Origin of the sequence: Massilia sp. CFBP9012, from assembly GCF_034045115.1 — a bacterium.
Taxonomy (GTDB): Bacteria; Pseudomonadota; Gammaproteobacteria; order Burkholderiales; family Burkholderiaceae_D; genus Telluria.
This window is the reverse complement of the sequence record NZ_JAXCWM010000003.1, coordinates 452,364-468,610: the sequence shown is the minus strand read 5'-3', so window position 1 is coordinate 468,610 and position 16,247 is coordinate 452,364. Positions and strand designations below refer to the sequence as shown.

The following is a 16,247-nucleotide window of genomic DNA, read 5'->3' as shown; positions in this document are numbered from 1 at the left end:
CTAGGCGTCGCTCACATGCGGAAGTGTTCACCCAGGTACACGCGGCGCACCGACTCGTCCGCGATGATGTCGTCAGGGCGGCCGGAGGCAAGCACCGCGCCCTGGTTGATGATGTAGGCGCGGTCGCAGATGCCGAGCGTCTCGCGCACGTTGTGGTCGGTGATCAGGACACCGATCCGGCGCTCCTTCAGGAAGCGCACGATGCGCTGGATCTCGATCACGGCGATCGGGTCGACGCCGGCGAACGGTTCGTCGAGCAGCACGAAGCGCGGATTGGTCGCCAGCGCGCGCGCGATCTCCACGCGGCGGCGCTCGCCGCCCGACAGCGACAGCGCCGGGTTCTCGCGCAGCTTCTCGATCTGCAGGTCGGCCAGCAAGGTGTCGAGGCGCTCGTTGATCTGGTCTTTCGACAGCGGCTTGCCGTTGTCCTTCTGCAGCTCGAGCACGGCGCGGATGTTATCTTCCACCGTCAGCTTGCGGAATACCGAGGCCTCTTGCGGCAGGTAGGACAGGCCCAATACGGCGCGGCGGTGGATCGGCAGGCTGGTGATGTCGGTGCCGTTGATGTCGATCGAGCCGGCGTCCGACGGCACCAGGCCGACGATCATGTAGAACGACGTGGTCTTGCCGGCGCCGTTCGGGCCCAGCAAGCCGACCACTTCACCGCACTCGACCTGCAGCGACACGTCGCGCACCACCAGGCGCTTGCCATAGCTCTTCTGCAGGCCCTTGACGACCAGGGTGCTGCAATCGCCCAGATCCATCGGGATTGCCGTCATTGCGCTCCTCCGGCGGGGGTGCGCTTGGGCGAGAGGATCAGGGTGCCGCGGCCGCCGCCAACCTTGCTCTGGCCGCTGACGTCGTTGCGCACGGTGGCCACTTCCTTGCGGCTGTCATACGAGATGAAAGGGCCGGTGACCTGGTTGCTCAGTTGATCGTTTTCCAGTTCCTTGATGAGGGCATTCGAGTACAGGCGCACCAGCTCGGCGCGCTCGTCGTACTCGATGCGCTCGGCCTGGCCCTCGACCCACAGGTTGGGGCCGCCGTCGCGCTTCTGGCGGAACGTGGTGAGCTTGCCGTTGTTGGCGGTGAGTGTCACCGTCATATAGCCTTCGGGCGTTTCCCTGACCACGGCGCGGTCGGCCTTGAGCAACAGCGTACCGCGGGTGAGGATCACGTTACCGGTCAGGGTGCGCACACCGTTGACCCCGTCGAGATCGGCGGAATCGTATTCGACCTGCGCGGGTTTGAGCGAGTCGGCACGTTCGGCGGCTGCCGTCAGCGACAGCAGGGAAAGGAGTACGGCGGCAAATATATTTTTCATGATAAGGAATGCTGGTCCTGGGTTATCGCGCGGCGCAGGCTTACTGGCGCGGTCGTGGCGGATAGACGATCTGGCCGCGGCTGGACATGTGCACTTGCTGGGTGGCGTTGTTGGCGACCATGCCGGTGCCTTTCACGCTCGATGCCCCAAGCTGCAGGTCAACCGGGAGGTCGGTCTTGACGATTTCTTCGTCGGGGAGCACGGTCAGCGCCTGGCTACGCAAGTGCAAGGACTCGCTCTGCGCCGTCTTCGGGCGCTGCAGGTCGACGTCGCCCATCAGTTCGACCCGGTGCTCTTCGTGGAACACCTGGGCTTTCTTGGCGACCACCGTCATCGGCGGGCGGCCCGGCTCGACGCCGCGCAGCAGCGGCTGGTCGACGTGCGAGACGTCGCCGAGCGGGATGTGGGCCAGGTGCTTGCCCGACAATACATAGCTCGGCTGGCCATTCTCGGTCATGCGCACGAACGAGAAATTCTCGACGATGTAGTCCGGTTCGTCCGGCGGCCCGCCCAGCTGGGCGTCGATGTCGGACGCCTGCATCAGTTGCAGCAGCCAGAAGCTGCCGAAGGCGAAGAAGGTGCCGATCACGATCATCGCCAGGAGATTCCAGCGATGCGCGGTACGCTTGTTTTGGACGATGGTGGCCATGGTGCGTGGCCTTTAGGCGAAGTACGGCGCGAGCGCCTGGTCGTAGGTGCCCTGGGCGCGCATCACGAGGTCGCACACCTCGCGCACCGCGCCGCGGCCCCCGCCATTCTTGGTGACGTAGTGCGCGCGGTGCTGCACCTCGGGGTGGCCGGACGGCACCGCGACGGCGAAGCCGACGCGCGCGAACAGCGGCAGGTCGATCACGTCGTCGCCGATGTAGCCGCACTGCTCGGCCGTAAAGCCGGTGCTTTCCAACAGCTTGGCGAAGCCGATGCGCTTGTCGTGGATGCCCTGGTGGACGTGCGAGATGCCCAGATCGGCCGCGCGCTTGACGACGATCGGCGACAGGCGCGCGCTGATGATCGCGGTCTGGACACCGGTCTTGTTCAACAGCTGGATGCCCAGGCCGTCGAGCACGTTGAAGGTCTTGGTGACTTCGCCTTCCGGGCCGTAGGTCAGGCTGCCGTCGGTCAGCACGCCGTCGACGTCGAAGATCATGACCTTGATGCGGGCCGCGCGTTCCATATGGGCCAACGGCGTAATGGCTGGGATAAACGTGTCGCTCATCAGATCACCTTTGCGCGGGTCAGGTCGTGGATGTGCAGCGCGCCGACCAGGCGGTCGTCGTCATCGACCACCAGCATCTGGTTGATGCGGAATTCTTCCATCACGGCGACGGCGTCGACCGCCAGCTGCTCGGGGCGCACGCGGCGCGGGTTGGCGTGCATCACGTCGCGGATCTGGATGTCCGAGAAGTCGTGCATGCGTTCGATCACGCGACGCAAGTCGCCGTCGGTGAACACGCCGACCGGACGGCCTTCGGCGTCGACGATGGCGGTCATGCCGAGGCCCTTGCGGGTCACTTCGAGCAGCGCTTCGACCAGCGAGGTTTCGGGGCTCACGCTCGGCACCGCGTCGCCGCTGCGCATCACGTCGCGCACATGGGTCAGGAGGCGCCGGCCCAGCGCGCCGCCCGGATGCGACAGCGCGAAGTCTTGTTCACGGAAGCCGCGCGCGTCGAGCAGCGCCACGGCCAGCGCATCGCCCATCGCGAGGGTCACGGTGGTGCTGGTGGTCGGCGCCAGGTTGAGCGGGCAGGCTTCCTTGTCCACCGCGATGTCCAGGTGCACGTCGGCCAGCTTGGCCAGGCGCGAGGCTGGTTTACCGGTCATGGCGATCACGCGCGCGCCCAGGCGCTTCACGGCCGGCAGGATGTCCAGGATCTCGGACGATTCGCCCGAATTGGAGATCGCGATCACGACATCATTTTTGGTGACCATGCCCAGGTCGCCGTGCGCGGCTTCGCCCGGGTGCATGAAGAAGGCCGGGGTGCCGGTGGACGCCAGGGTGGCGGCGATCTTGCGGCCGATGTGGCCCGACTTGCCCATCCCGGACACGACCACGCGGCCGTCGCAGGCCATGATCAGCTGCGCGGCGTTCACGAAACTGTCGTCGTCGCCCAGGCGCGCCTGCAGCGCGCGGATGGCGTCCGCTTCGATCGACAGCGTTTCGCGACCCAGGTCCAGGACGCGCCGGGCCAGGGTTTCGTCAAAACTTTTCGGCATTATTTTTTCATCGGTTACACTCATTTTGGAAGTATAAACGAATTGGGAAAGCAAAAAACTTGCCAGTCGTAACAAACGATAACAAGCGACCGCCGCACCACACCTGGCTAGTGCCATAAGATCAACACTTTTGCTGTTTATCCCAGCTTCGCATCAATGCATTCCGGCCTCGAACTCACCCTCCTCCTTCTGGGCTGCGCCGTCCTGGGCGTGGTCGTCTTCCGTAGCCTGCAACTGCCGCCGATGCTCGGCTACCTCGCCGTCGGTGTCCTGATCGGCCCCCACGCCCTGGCCCTGGCCGAAGACAGTCCCACCACCCACGCGCTGGGCGAGTTCGGGGTGGTGTTCCTGATGTTCTCGATCGGCCTGGAGTTCTCGCTCGGGCAGCTGCGCTCGATGCGGCGCATCGTGTTCGGGCTGGGCCTGGCCCAGGTGGTGTCGACGATCGCGGCCGCGATGGGGATCGGGCTGCTGGCGGCCTGGTTCCTGCCCGGCATTGCCCTCGGCTGGCAGGCCGCCTTCGCGCTGGGCGGCGCGCTGGCGATGTCCTCGACCGCCATCGTCGTCAAGCTGCTCACCGAGCGGCTGGAGCTCGAAAGCGAGCATGGGCGGCGCATCGTCGGCATCCTGCTGTTCCAGGACCTGGCGGTGGTGCCGCTCTTGATCATGATCCCGGCGCTGGCGCGCGATCCGGAAGACCTGGCGATCACCCTTGGCGTGGAAGCGCTCAAGGCGGCGCTGGTGCTGGCCCTGCTGCTGTTCTTCGGCCAGAAGCTGATGGGCCGCTGGTTCACCATCGTCGCCAAGCGCCGCTCGCAAGAGCTGTTCATGCTCAATCTGTTATTGGTGACCCTGGGCGCGGCCTGGATCACCGAGCAGGCCGGCCTGTCGCTGGCCCTCGGCGCCTTCGTGGCCGGCATGCTGATCTCCGAGACGCCCTACAAGCATCAGGTGGAAGAAGACATCAAGCCGTTCCGCGACGTGCTGCTCGGGCTGTTCTTCATCACGATCGGCATGCTGCTCGACCTGCGGATGGTGATCGAGCACTGGCGGCTGGTGCTGCTGTTGCTCGCGCTGCCGGTGCTGCTCAAGTTCGGCCTGATCGCCCTGCTCGCGCGCGCCTTCGGGGCATCGCCCGGCACGGCGATGCGCACCGGCCTGGCGCTGGCCCAGGCGGGCGAATTCAGCTTCGTGCTGCTCAATCACGCTTCCGGCTCGAAGCTGGTCGATCCGTTCGTGATGCAGCTGGTTTTGGCCTCGATGGTGCTGTCGATGCTGCTCGCCCCCTTCGTCATCGCCAATATGGACCGGATCGCGATGAAGCTCGCGGCCAACGAGTGGATGACGCAGTCGCTGCAGCTGACCCAGCTCGCCACGCGCACCATGAAGACCCAGAATCACGTGGTCATCGCCGGCTTCGGGCGCAGCGGCCAGAGCCTGGCGACCCTGCTCAAGGAAGAGGCGCTGCCCTGGCACGCGCTGGACCTGGATCCGGAGCGGGTGCAAGAGGCGCGGGCGGCCGGCGCCACCGTCTCGTACGGCGACGCGGCGCGCCGCGAAAGCCTGATCGCGGCCGGCATCCACCGCGCCAGCGCGCTGGTGATCACCTTCGCCGACACGCGCCAGGCCCTGAAGGTGCTGCACCTGGTGCACGAGCTGGCCCCGAACCTGCCGGTGATCGTGCGCAGCCACGATGACGGCGACATGGACGTGCTCAAACGCGCCGGCGCCACCGAGGTGGTGCCCGAGGCGCTGGAGAGCAGCCTGATGCTGGCCTCGCACGCGCTGGTGACGCTGGGCGTGCCGCTGCGGCGCGTGGTGCACCGGGTGCAGGCGGCGCGCGACGACCGCTATGCGACCCTGCGCGGCTACTTCCATGGCGCGAGCGACAGCGGCGCCACGCTCGAACCGGGGCATGTGCGCCTGCATTCGGTGCGGCTGCATGCGCAGGCCGCTTCGATCGGCCGCAGCCTGGTGGAACTGGGGCTGGACGGCATCGCGGCCGAGGTGACCGCATTGCGGCGCGGCGGTGCGGATGTGGAGCCGGGGCCGGGCGTGGTGCTGGCTGCGGGCGACGTGGTGGTGGTGCGTGGGGATGGGGAGGCGGTCAGCCGGGCCGAGGACAGGTTGTTGTGATGCTGGCCGCGCCGTCGTGTGGGCAAGTCACGCGGCTCTAACACGTCGTTCCCGCGAAGGCGGGAACCCAAGTTCTGCAAATGCCGTCGAGACGCTCGCAAACTTGGGTCCCCGCCTTCGCGGGGACGACTGGGTTTAGCTTAACGTGTACGATTAAGCGAACGTGACGACCTTGTTGCGACCACCGGCCTTGGCCTGGTACAGCGCCGCATCGGCCGATGCCACGAGTTCCTGCGCCACGCCTTCGATCGCGTTGTCGCGCGCAAAATCCGACAGCGCGGCGACGCCGATCGACACCGTCACGTCGACCCGCTCGCCACCGCCCAGGCTCACCGGCTCGGCGGCGACGCTGGCGCGGATGCGCTGGGCGACCATGCTGGCGCTTTCCAGGTCGGCGTCGATCAGCAGCACCACGAATTCTTCGCCGCCGAAGCGGCCCAGCGCATCCGACATGCGCAGCTCGGCCTTGATGCGGCCGCACACCTCGCGCAGGACGTCATCGCCGCCCTGGTGGCCGACCGTGTCGTTGACGCGCTTGAAGTGGTCGATGTCGATGTACATGCAGGACAGGCGATAGCCCTGGCGCCGCGCGCGCGCGATCTCTTCGAGCAGGCGGCGGTCCATGTAGCGGCGGTTGTAGACGCCGGTGAGCGAATCGGTGAGGCCGATGTACTTCAGCATCTCGTTGCTGATCACGTTCTCGAGGCAGATCGCGATGATCGAGCCCATGTGCTCGACAAAGTCGGTGCCCAGGTTCGGCGTGAAGCGGGCCGGGTCGGCGCTGCCCAGGTTCAGGCTGCCGATCAGGCGCGTATTGCGCAGCAGCGGCACCAGGGCCACGCTCTGCAGGCCGGCGGGCGGATGCGGGAACACGGCGCAGTGCTGCGACGGCGCATAAGGCCCCAGGATAGGATGCGGACGGCGCTCGGGCGACATGTCGAAGCCGAGTTCGACCGCATGCTCGCAGAACATCAGGTTGGGGAACTGCTCGAAATCGACGCCCAGGCGGTGCATGACGGTATAGATGTCGGCATCCGGGTCGACCAGCGACAGGGTGACGGTATCCAGCTCCGAGATCACCGGCAGCGTACGGAAGATCGTTCCGACCAGTTCCGGAAAGCTGCCGGCGCCCACGATCTGCAGGTCGAAGGCCTGGTGGCGGCACATGATTTCGTGGTTGCGTTCGGCCTGCTCGAGCAGGTACGCCATGCGCGCGCGCAAGGTCTCGTTTTCCGCCATCAGTTCTCGCGTCGACGCGCTCGGCTCATGCATGGAGCATTCCTTTCAGCAATAACCGTAACATTACGCCATCCAATCTTGCTTGGATATGAAAAACCGCCTGTCGGCATCGGGGAAGATGCGGGAATAGGCGATTTTGCGACACTGTTGCGGTGCCGCCGGCGTTCGACCTGCTGTCGCACTTACCGTCGCACTTACCGTCGCACTTACCGTCGTACTTAGAAAGCAAGCTCGGCGTTTAGTTCCTGGCCCACGCGCAAAATGCGGTCGATACCGTCCTCGACGATGACGTTCATGCCCAGCGTGACCGCGCCGTCCATACGGGCGTTGGCGCGGTAGGTTTGCAGGATGTCGAGCGGGTCGGGGCCGGGAATACCGGTAGCCTGGTCGACCGACGGGATCGGGCAGCGGGCGCAGGGTTTGACCGGGCGCAGTTTGACTTCGTCAGCGGAGAACTCGGCCACGAAGTCTTCTTCGAAGGCGTCGATGCCGTCTACAACCATATTGGGACGAAAGCGGTTCATGGGCAGCGCGGCGCGGCCGGCCTGCACCAGTTTGGCGTTCAGGTCGTCGAGCGAGGATTGGCCGATCAAGAGGATCGGGTAGCCGTCCGAGAAGCGGGCCGCGGCAGGCAAGCCGCCAGTCCATGGGCTGATCTTCGGACGCACGACGTCGGGACGGAAGCGCACCAGGCGGCATGGGGCGCCGACGGCATCCGCGAACCAGGCGGCGGCATCGTCGCCGCAGTCGGCGGCCAGGACGTGATCGTCCCAGATCAGCACTTCGATCGCCGGCGCCTCGAGGTCGTGCGCCAGCGGCAGGCGGATCGGAGACAGGCCGGGCGCCTCGACCACCAGATCGTTACCTTCGATGCGCGGCGCGATGGTCGCCATGCGCGGGTATTCGCGCTGGGTCAGGAACAGGCCCTCTCTCGTCACCACCATCCATTCGCGGTCGTGCACGCCGTTTGCCGACAGGCCGTCGAGGGCGAGCGTCGCCTCGGGCACGGACAGGCCGGCGCAGGACTTGATCGGATAAAGGAGGAGTTCAGTGACGGTGGCCATGCTGTGATCGGGATGGTAAGAAGCCAACAGTATGGCAGCAATCGGCGCCGCCGGCATGATCCCGAAGGGCGGATTCGATGGAATCCGCCCTGCCCCTGCTAGCCCTCGACCGTCTCGCGGCTGCGCTCCACCAGGTAGGTCGCCAGCAGGCCGGATGGCAGCGCAGTGCGGTTGGCATCGAACACCTTGCGGTTGCCGATGACGATGAAGCTGTCCCTGGCGCGCGATACCGCGACGTTGAGCATGTTGGGCTTCTGGTCGAAGAAGGCGCCGCCATTGAAACTCTCGCCATAGGTCGGCGAGAACAGCACGATGGCGCGCTCGGCGCCCTGCAGCGCGTGCACGGTGCCGACCGTCAGGCGGCTGTCCTTGCGCAGCAGGTCCGGCATCTCCCGGCGCAGGCGCCGTTCGATGGCGCCCGCCTGCGCCGCGAACGGGGTCACGATGCCCACCAGCTGCCAGATCGGGGTCGGCTTGCCCGCGTCGTCGAGGTAGTGCTGTTCGATGTCGGCGCGGTGGGCCTTGAGCCAGTCGACGACCGCGGCCGCCTCGACGTCGTTCTGGCGGCTGCCGCCGCGCCGCACGTCCTTGCCGCCGACGTGGATCAGCTCGAACGGCGGCAGGATCCGCTCCGCGAGCGGCAGCGACGCGCGTTTCGGTTCGAGGCGACCCGCGTAGATCAGCCGGTTGCAGTAATCGATCAGCTCCGGCACACAGCGCCGGTGTTCGGTCAGCATCAGGCCGCGCACGTCCTCGTACTGCTGGACCATGCAGCTGCGGTTGGCGACGCGCATCAGGCTGCCGCTGGCCGACGCATAGCCGCCCTGCTCCAGGCGGTCGTAGGCGGGGTCGTGGAAGGCCGGCGCCAGGCCGAACTTGACGGCGTTGGTGCGGTCGGTCGCTTCGCCGCTGTTCCAGACCGGCTCGATCTGGAAGGTGTCGCCGACCACCATCGCGCGCCGCGCCAGGGCGAACATCGGCGCGCCGATATCGGGCGAAACCTGCCCTGCCTCGTCCACCACCAGCAGGTCGATCGTGTTCCAGAACGGCATGTCTTCGCCTTCCCAGGCGGTGAAGAACGACGGCGCCATGTGGAAGTTCGACACCAGGCAGGGAGAGAGCTTGGCGAAGCGGCGGTACTTCGCTTCGAGCTTGCTGCGACCCTTCGTATCCTTGATGCCGCTCCTGATACGGTGCCGCACTTCGAGGATCCACTGGCCCGACCAGTACCAGTCGGCGACGGCGAACATGCGTGAGCGTACCTTCTTGTCCAGGTGCTCGTTCAGGTTGGCCAGGCTGGCGTCGAGCAGTTCCGGATCGTCGCCGGCCACGTCGCGCCAGGCGGCGAAGGCGCTGGTGATGCGTGCGCGCTCCGTCTCGGCCCGCGCCATCTCCTGCTTGACCTCGTCCCCCTGGCGCGCGAGCTCCCCTTTCAAGGCGAGCAGCTCGGCCGCGGTATTGTTCTTGTGCTGCAGCGCTTCCTTCTTGAGCGTATGGAAATGCCCCGGCACGCCGTCGGCGCGGTGCTGGAGGTCGGCGGTCAGCGGATGCGCCATCAGCACCTGGCGGTCGCGCGCCATGCGGCGCCGGCGCACGGCCGGCACGAAACTGAAGAGATCGAGCCAGATCGAGGCGTCGGCGAGGTAGGCCGCCCATGCCTTCTCGGCCTGCATGATGTCGTCGCGGCGCGCCTCGTAGGCGCGCAAGGCGGCATCGGCGGCCTGTTCGCTCTCGTCCAGACGCGCGCGCAGCTGCGCCAGCTGTTCACGGCAACGCGTGAGTTCCTCGTTCAAGGTCGCCAGCAAGGCACGGTAGAAGGCGACGGCGCCGTCGTCGACATCCTGGCCGAGCGCATGGAACAGGGTATGGCGCGCCGCCACCAGCGTATCGAGGCGGGCGGCCAGCGCTTTCAGTTGGGCGTGCAGGTCGTGGACCACAGTGCCGACGCCATCGCCGCGCCGCCTGAAGTGCATCGCCGCGCAGTCGAGGTAATGGCGCTCCGCCGCCGCCAGCATTTCCGGCGTCTCGAATTCCTCGAAGGGGTGGCTCTTGCCGGTGCAGACCGGATGCTCGGTCTGGCGCGATTCGGACGCCAGGAACAGCCCGAAGCCGCGCCCGTAGGGATGCCAGCGCCGATGCCCGGTCTCGGCCGAAATCTTCGCGAAGCTGTCGAGCACGTTCTCGACCGCCTTCACATTGGTCGAGGCGACCACGATCAGCGGACAATCGCCGCCGGCCAGGGCCGCATCGACCCAGAGCTGGGCCACCACGCTGTGCAGCAAGGTGGTCTTGCCGGTGCCGGGCGGACCGTTCACCGCCAGGATCTGTCCCTCGCCCAGGCGCTGCAATTCGACCATCGCCGTGCGCTGGGACGGCGACAAGTGGTGCAGCGGATGCATGTGGCCGACCGTCTGGCCGTCGTACGGCGCGGTCTGCTGCAGCGGCAGCGGCGCGCGCGCCGGCCGGTCGGCGACGGTGCGCAAGGTGTCCAGCAGCGGCGTGGGCGGCCCCTCGGCGATGATCCGGTCGTACAGCTTCAGGAGATGCCGCGCGACGACCGGCGGCTCGTAGGGCATGCCGTGCCAGCCCGAGACCAGGCGGTGCTCGTCCAGCGCGAAGTCCGGCAGCCGCTGGCCTGACTCGGCCGGCGCCATTGCGCAAAGCCCGGGCAGCCCGGCGCCCGTCACGGCTTCGAACAGGCGCGCCGCCACGTGGAAGGTATCGCCCATGCCGCTGGCTTGTTCCGGCAGCGCGCCGATGAATGCGTCGACGCTGGCCAGCGCGCCGACCGACGTGCGCTGCAGGGTCGGCTCCAGCAGCTCGCGCGGAATCCACGGCATGCGCTCGGGGTCGGGCGACAACACGCCCTGGCGGTCGAGCAGGCACGGGATGCACAGCACCGAGGCGCCCTTGTGCAGCTCGGCGCCATCGTGCTTGGCGCCATGGCTCGCTTCCAGCGCCAGCCGGGCCGGGATCAGCACGAAGGGGATGCGGCCGGCCCGTTCCAGCTTGCTGGCACTGAACTGTGCCTCGATCCAGCTTGCCAGGTCGGGCGCGGCTTGCGCGACCCGCCACGCGCCGTCGTTTTGCGCGAGCACGATCGGTTTGCTGTCGGGTGCTACCTCGGGATGCAGCAGGCTGACTTCGGCCAGCGCGGCGCGCCAGTACGGCAACGGCAGCAAGCGGTTCTGGACTGTATCGTTCATGTTTTCCTGTAGCTCAACCGTATCCAGACGGCATGCCTTATTGTTTTTGTATAAGCCAAAAAGCAACAAGCCCTTCGGAAGGAAGGGCTTGCGTAGTATTGGGCGCAGCGCGCGCCCGGTGGATCAGACGTTGAACAGGAAGTTCAGCACGTCGCCATCCTTGACGATGTATTCCTTGCCCTCGGCGCGCATCTTGCCTGCCTCTTTCGCGCCCGACTCACCCTTGTAGGTCAGGAAGTCGTCATACGAAATGGTCTGCGCGCGAATGAAGCCGCGCTCGAAGTCGGTGTGGATCACGCCCGCAGCCTGCGGCGCGGTGGCGCCGATCGCCACGGTCCAGGCGCGCACTTCCTTCACGCCGGCGGTGAAGTATGTCTGCAGGCCCAGCAGCTTGAACGCCGCGCGGATCAGGCGATCCAGGCCCGGCTCGTCCATGCCCATATCGCCCAGGAAGTCGGCCTTGTCGGCATCGTCCATCTCGGCGATCTCGGATTCGATCGAAGCGCAGATGGCGACGATCGGGGCGTTCTGCTTGTTGGCGAACTCGGTCAGCTGGTCCAGCAGCGGGTTGTCCTTGAAACCGGTATCCGACACGTTGGCCACGAACATCGCCGGCTTGGCGGTGATCAGGTGCAGCGGATAGATGATCGCCATCTCTTCGGCATCCAGGCCGATGGTGCGCACCGGCTGGCCTTCGTTCAGGTGCGGCAGCACGCGTTCGAGCAGGGCGACCAGCTTGGCCGCGTCCTTGTCGCCCGAGCGCGCTTTCTTTTGCTCGCGGTGGATGGCTTTCTCGACGGTGCCCATGTCGGCCAGCGCCAGTTCGGTCTGGATGACTTCGATGTCGTCGATCGGGCTGACCTTGCCGGCCACGTGGATCACGTTCGGGTCTTCGAAGCAGCGCACCACGTTGACGATGGCGTCGGTTTCGCGGATGTGCGACAGGAACTGGTTGCCCAGGCCCTCGCCCTTCGACGCGCCGGCCACCAGGCCCGCGATGTCGACGAATTCGACGATGGCCTTGACCACGCGCTCCGGCTTGACGATGGCGGAGAGCGCGTCGATGCGCGGATCCGGTACCTCGACCACGCCCACGTTCGGCTCGATGGTGCAGAACGGGTAGTTTTCAGCCGGGATGCCGGCCTTGGTCAGGGCGTTGAACAGGGTGGATTTGCCAACGTTGGGCAGGCCGACGATGCCGCATTTGAGGGTCATGGATACTATTCCTAATTCGGTAAGCGCGAGCGATCGATCAACCGCCCTAAACCCTGCATTGTAACCCGGACCGGGCCGGCTGCTGCAAAAAACGGCGCTTTCCATGTCCGCCGCAACGGTCGGGTTTTCACTATGGCAAGCTGAATCAGCTAGATCGGCTTGATGCGCTCCAGGTCCGGCCGCAGGGCGAATTCGGCCAGCTCGTCGCGCAACCGCTCCCCTTCCCCGATCGCCCGCTTCCAGGTGCGCGCGCGCTCATCGTGATCCAGGCCGTAGAAGGAGAAATCGGCGCGGTCCGGCAGCTTTCCACGCGGCAGCGTGCGCAGGAATTCGTCGGACGGCGCCACCAGCAGCACGTTGTCGAGCCAGCCACGATTGGCGCCGCGCGCCGCCCTTCTCCACGGGAATCCCTTATCCAGCCAGCCCGGCACGATGTGCTCGGTGAAGTGCGGGTACAGCACCAGCTCGCCCTTGGCGCGCGAATACGGCAGCGCCAGGTGATAGTCGATGATGCCGCCGTCCCAGTAGCTGCCGGCGGGCGCCTCGGCGATGCCGGTCACCGCCTTCATGATCAGGGGCAGCGTGCCCGAAGCGAGCAGTCCGGCCGCCAGGTTGTCGCGCGTGAGCGTCGAGAAATGCGTATTGAAACCGTCAAAGCGCTGGCGCAGCCATGGCGCCGCGCTGCGCGCATCGCCAATCACCACCCGCTCCATCAGGCGCCCCAGCCAGGCGCGCGAGCCGGCGTTGTGCAGCGCCGCCGACAGGAAGCCGCGCATCTCGGCATAGCGGTGCGCCGGCGCCGCCAGCGAACGCAACCCGCGCACGGTCAGCAGGTGCAGCCGGTAATGCTCGTGGTTGACGATGTCGTCTTCATGCCCGCGCACCAGTTCGCCCAGCAAGGCTTGCACGACCTCGTCGATATCCTGCGGCGTAGGCTTGAGGCGCGTATAGCGCTGGCCCGCATACAGCTCGCCCAGCAGGGCAAATGCCTTGGCCGGATCCTTCTGGCAGGCGGCTGCCATGCGCCAGGCACCGATCGAGGCGCCGATCAGCGTGCGTTCGCGCGGGGCCGAAGGGAACCATTCGCCGAACATCCATTGGTCGAGCGACTGGAAGATCAGGCCCTTGGGGCCGCCCGCCGCGGCCGGGACGATGGCCACGTCCCGGGCCCGCAAGCCGTGTTCTGCAATCTGCGCCATGGCCAGCGGCCCGGCATGAAAAGTGAGCGCCTTCATGCCGAAATTATCGCAGGAAGCATGCACTTGCGCCCGATCAATCCTGTCACCGTACTGCTGCGTAACATGGGCCGGTCGCGTGTCCGGAGAGTGCCATGCCCCTGCGCTTCGTCGTCATGCTGTGTCTGCTTCTATGTCCAATGCTGTGCCTGCCTGCGTCTGCCAGCGCGCTCGAGGCCGACAGCGGCACCGATCGCTCGGTGGTGGTGGACCGTCACGTCCAGCATTTCGTCGTCGACGCCAGCGGCGGCTACACGCTCACGGTCGAGCAGGCCAAGACCATCGTCAACCGCGCGGCGCTGCACGAACACGCCCAGTTCTACATCGGCTACAACCAGTCGCTCGACGAAGTCGTCTCCGTCGAGGCGCATACCGAGAAGGCCGACGGCCGGCGCCTGGCGGTGCAGCCGCACCAGATCCGCGACCAGCAAGAAGCCGCCTCGCTCGACGCTCCGATGTTCCAGGATACGCGGCTCAAGATCGTCGTCTTTCCCGACGTCGAAGCGGGCGACAAGGTCGCGGTGCGCTACGTCGTGCGGCGCCACACGCCGCTGTTTCCCGGCCACTTCGAAGACCTGACGTCAGCGCGCTTCCAGCGCCAGCGCGACTTCCGCCTGATCTACGACATGCCGGCCTCGATGCCCCTGCATGCCGACGCGGTTGGCTTCGAGGCGATTGCCACCACAAGCACGCCCGCCCCTGCGCCCGGCAAGCGCCGCTATGCCTGGCGCTACGTCGACGGCGACAATGCGCGGCTGGAGGCCGATTCGGTCAGCTATCTCGACTACGGCAGGCGGCTCGCGGTCTCGACCTTCGCCGACTATGCCGCCTTCGCGCGCGCCTACCAGGAGCGCGCCGCCGGCAAGGCGCTGCCCGACGACACGGTGGCGGCGCTGGCGGCCAGCATCACGGGCGCCACCGTCGACCGCCGCACGCGCGCGATCGCCCTCTCCGACTGGGTGCGCAAGAACGTGCGCTATGTTGGCGTCTATCTCGGTCCCGGCGGCGTGGTGCCGCATGCGGCCTCGAGCGTGCTGGCCAACCGCTATGGCGACTGCAAGGACCACGCGACCCTGCTCGAGGCGCTGCTGGCCAGCTCCGGCATCGACAGCACGGTAGCGCTGGTCAATAACGGCGACGCCTATCGCCTGCCCGACGTGCCCACGCTCGGCGTGCTCAATCACGCGATCGTCTACATTCCTTCGCTGCAGCTGTATCTCGACCCCACCGCCGAATCGGTGGCGGGCGGCTTTTTGCCGGCGTCGCTGCTCGGCAAGCCGGCGGTGCTGGCGCGCTCGGGAGAATTCGCGATGATTCCCTTCTTCCAGCAAGCGCGCAGCCACACCTTTACCCAGTTCGACATCCAGCCCGACGGCGGCAGCCGCTTCAAGGTCACGCGCACCAGCAGCGGCGCCCAGGCCGAGCCTTACCGGCGCGTGGTGCGCGCAACGCCGGCGGCCGAACGCGACCGCTTTGTCGAACGGATGCTGCAAGGGCTGGGACAACAGGGGGGTGGCGTTCTGGAGCCGGGCGACACCGAAGGCGTGGCCGACGATTACACCCTGTCGTTCCGCGGCGCCAGCAGCGGCTTCACGCAACTGCCTGGCCCGGCAGGGCTGGCTACCACCTACAATTTCTGGGGAGGATTAGGCGACGCCGTGTTCGCATTCACGCAGGAGCCCGAGCGGCGCCAGGAGTTCGTGTGTCCGGCGATCGATGCCGAGGATGAACTACGCTTCCACCTGCCCAAGCGTGCACAGGTGCTGGCCCTGCCGCGCGCCGTCAAGGTGATCGACGCTAACTTCGCCTACCGCTCGCATTACCAGCGGCGCGGTGCGCTGGTGACGGTCAAGCGCCAGCTCAAGTTCAGGCACACAGCGGCCACCTGTTCGCCCGACGACTACCGGCGCATGCGGCCGGCGCTCGAACGCATGCTGCGCGACCTGCGCTCGCAGGTCGTGGTGCGGGGAGGATGAGCTGGAGAAGTGACGATCGCGGCGTCAGGCCGTATGCAACTGCATCGTCGCCACATCGAGCTTGCCTTCGCAGACGAGCGGGATGATGCGCAGGCTCTTGTCGATCGATTCCTCGATCAGGCTTTGTTCTTCCTTGCGCGGGCGGTGCAGCACGAAGTCGGCCACGCCCTGTTGCAGGCTCAGGCTGCGCGGATGGCCGATGCCGAGGCGCAGGCGCCAGTATTCCTGGGTGCCGAGGGCCGCGGTGATGTCTTTCAGGCCGTTGTGGCCGCCGGAGGAACCGCCCTTCTTGAGCTTGGCGACGCCGGGCATCAGGTCGAGTTCGTCGTGCACGACGAGGACTTCGTCCGGATTGATTTTATAGAAGCGCGCCAGCGCGCCGACCGACTGGCCCGAACGGTTCATGAAGGTCTGCGGCTCGAGCAGCCAGACGTCGTTGCCCGAGATCGAGGTCTTGGCCACCAGGGCGTTGAAGCGCGATTCACGCTGCAGGCGGCAACCCGGCAGGCTGTTGGCCAGGTTGTCGACCAGCCAGAAGCCGGCGTTGTGGCGGGTTTGTTCGTATTCCGGGCCAGGGTTGCCGAGGCCGACGATCAGACGGATAGACATGCGTGGGTCTTCTAGGAAAAACGCGATTA

Annotated in this window: 13 protein-coding genes; 2 read left to right on the top strand and 11 right to left on the bottom strand. The window is 66.6% G+C overall.

The genetic code is table 11. The annotated features are described in order from the left end of the window. Nucleotides 1-11 precede the first annotated feature (11 nt). Genes lptB through SOM61_RS06985 form a run of 5 tightly spaced genes read right to left on the bottom strand, consistent with a single transcriptional unit; the run spans nt 12 to nt 3,538 of the window. Complete coding sequence (lptB, locus tag SOM61_RS07005; RefSeq protein ID WP_320473403.1) at nt 12-779, bottom strand: LPS export ABC transporter ATP-binding protein; 768 nt, start codon at nt 777-779, stop codon at nt 12-14. After that, nucleotides 776-1,324 (bottom strand): lipopolysaccharide transport periplasmic protein LptA, encoded by a 549-nt coding sequence (gene lptA, locus SOM61_RS07000; protein ID WP_320473402.1) that lies wholly within the window; start codon nt 1,322-1,324, stop codon nt 776-778. The genes lptB and lptA overlap by 4 nt, the downstream gene beginning before the upstream one ends. Before the next feature lie 40 nt (nt 1,325-1,364). Then, nucleotides 1,365-1,973 carry an LPS export ABC transporter periplasmic protein LptC gene (gene lptC, locus SOM61_RS06995; RefSeq protein ID WP_320473401.1) on the bottom strand — a complete coding sequence of 203 codons (609 nt, stop codon included), beginning with the start codon at nt 1,971-1,973 and terminating at the stop codon, nt 1,365-1,367. A gap of 12 nt (nt 1,974-1,985) precedes the next feature. Then, a complete protein-coding gene (locus SOM61_RS06990; RefSeq protein WP_320473400.1) occupies nt 1,986-2,540 on the bottom strand; it encodes a KdsC family phosphatase in 555 nt (184 codons plus the stop codon). Beyond that, the gene (locus SOM61_RS06985; protein ID WP_320473399.1) at nt 2,540-3,538 is read right to left on the bottom strand and encodes a KpsF/GutQ family sugar-phosphate isomerase; all 999 of its coding nucleotides are present in this window, start codon (nt 3,536-3,538) and stop codon (nt 2,540-2,542) included. Before SOM61_RS06985 ends, SOM61_RS06990 begins: the two co-directional genes overlap by 1 nt. A 156-nt stretch (nt 3,539-3,694) precedes the next feature. Here SOM61_RS06985 and SOM61_RS06980 point away from each other — a divergent pair, with 156 nt between their 5' ends. After that, the gene (locus tag SOM61_RS06980) at nt 3,695-5,674 is read left to right on the top strand and encodes a monovalent cation:proton antiporter family protein (protein ID WP_320473398.1); all 1,980 of its coding nucleotides are present in this window, start codon (nt 3,695-3,697) and stop codon (nt 5,672-5,674) included. Nucleotides 5,675-5,827: 153 nt separating this feature from the next. Here the strand turns inward: SOM61_RS06980 and SOM61_RS06975 are convergent, their stop codons facing one another. From SOM61_RS06975 to SOM61_RS06955, 5 genes are all read right to left on the bottom strand, one after another. Next, complete coding sequence (locus SOM61_RS06975; RefSeq protein WP_320473397.1) at nt 5,828-6,946, bottom strand: GGDEF domain-containing protein; 1,119 nt, start codon at nt 6,944-6,946, stop codon at nt 5,828-5,830. A gap of 185 nt (nt 6,947-7,131) precedes the next feature. Further along, on the bottom strand, nt 7,132-7,977 hold the full coding sequence (locus tag SOM61_RS06970) for an MOSC domain-containing protein (RefSeq protein WP_320473396.1): 846 nt from the start codon (nt 7,975-7,977) through the stop codon (nt 7,132-7,134). A gap of 98 nt (nt 7,978-8,075) precedes the next feature. Further along, the gene (locus SOM61_RS06965; RefSeq protein WP_320473395.1) at nt 8,076-11,183 is read right to left on the bottom strand and encodes a DEAD/DEAH box helicase; all 3,108 of its coding nucleotides are present in this window, start codon (nt 11,181-11,183) and stop codon (nt 8,076-8,078) included. A 123-nt stretch (nt 11,184-11,306) separates the two neighbouring features. Beyond that, a complete protein-coding gene (gene ychF, locus SOM61_RS06960; RefSeq protein WP_147936429.1) occupies nt 11,307-12,398 on the bottom strand; it encodes a redox-regulated ATPase YchF in 1,092 nt (363 codons plus the stop codon). Between the two features lie 149 nt (nt 12,399-12,547). Beyond that, nucleotides 12,548-13,633 (bottom strand): patatin-like phospholipase family protein, encoded by a 1,086-nt coding sequence (locus SOM61_RS06955; protein ID WP_320473394.1) that lies wholly within the window; start codon nt 13,631-13,633, stop codon nt 12,548-12,550. Nucleotides 13,634-13,728: 95 nt separating this feature from the next. Between SOM61_RS06955 and SOM61_RS06950 the strand changes: the two genes are divergently transcribed. Continuing rightward, the gene (locus SOM61_RS06950) at nt 13,729-15,609 is read left to right on the top strand and encodes a DUF3857 domain-containing transglutaminase family protein (protein WP_320473393.1); all 1,881 of its coding nucleotides are present in this window, start codon (nt 13,729-13,731) and stop codon (nt 15,607-15,609) included. Nucleotides 15,610-15,633: 24 nt separating this feature from the next. Here SOM61_RS06950 and pth read toward each other — a convergent pair whose 3' ends face one another. Then, nucleotides 15,634-16,218, bottom strand: a complete 585-nt coding sequence (pth, locus tag SOM61_RS06945) for an aminoacyl-tRNA hydrolase (protein WP_320473392.1) — start codon at nt 16,216-16,218, stop codon at nt 15,634-15,636. Nucleotides 16,219-16,247: the final 29 nt, after the last annotated feature.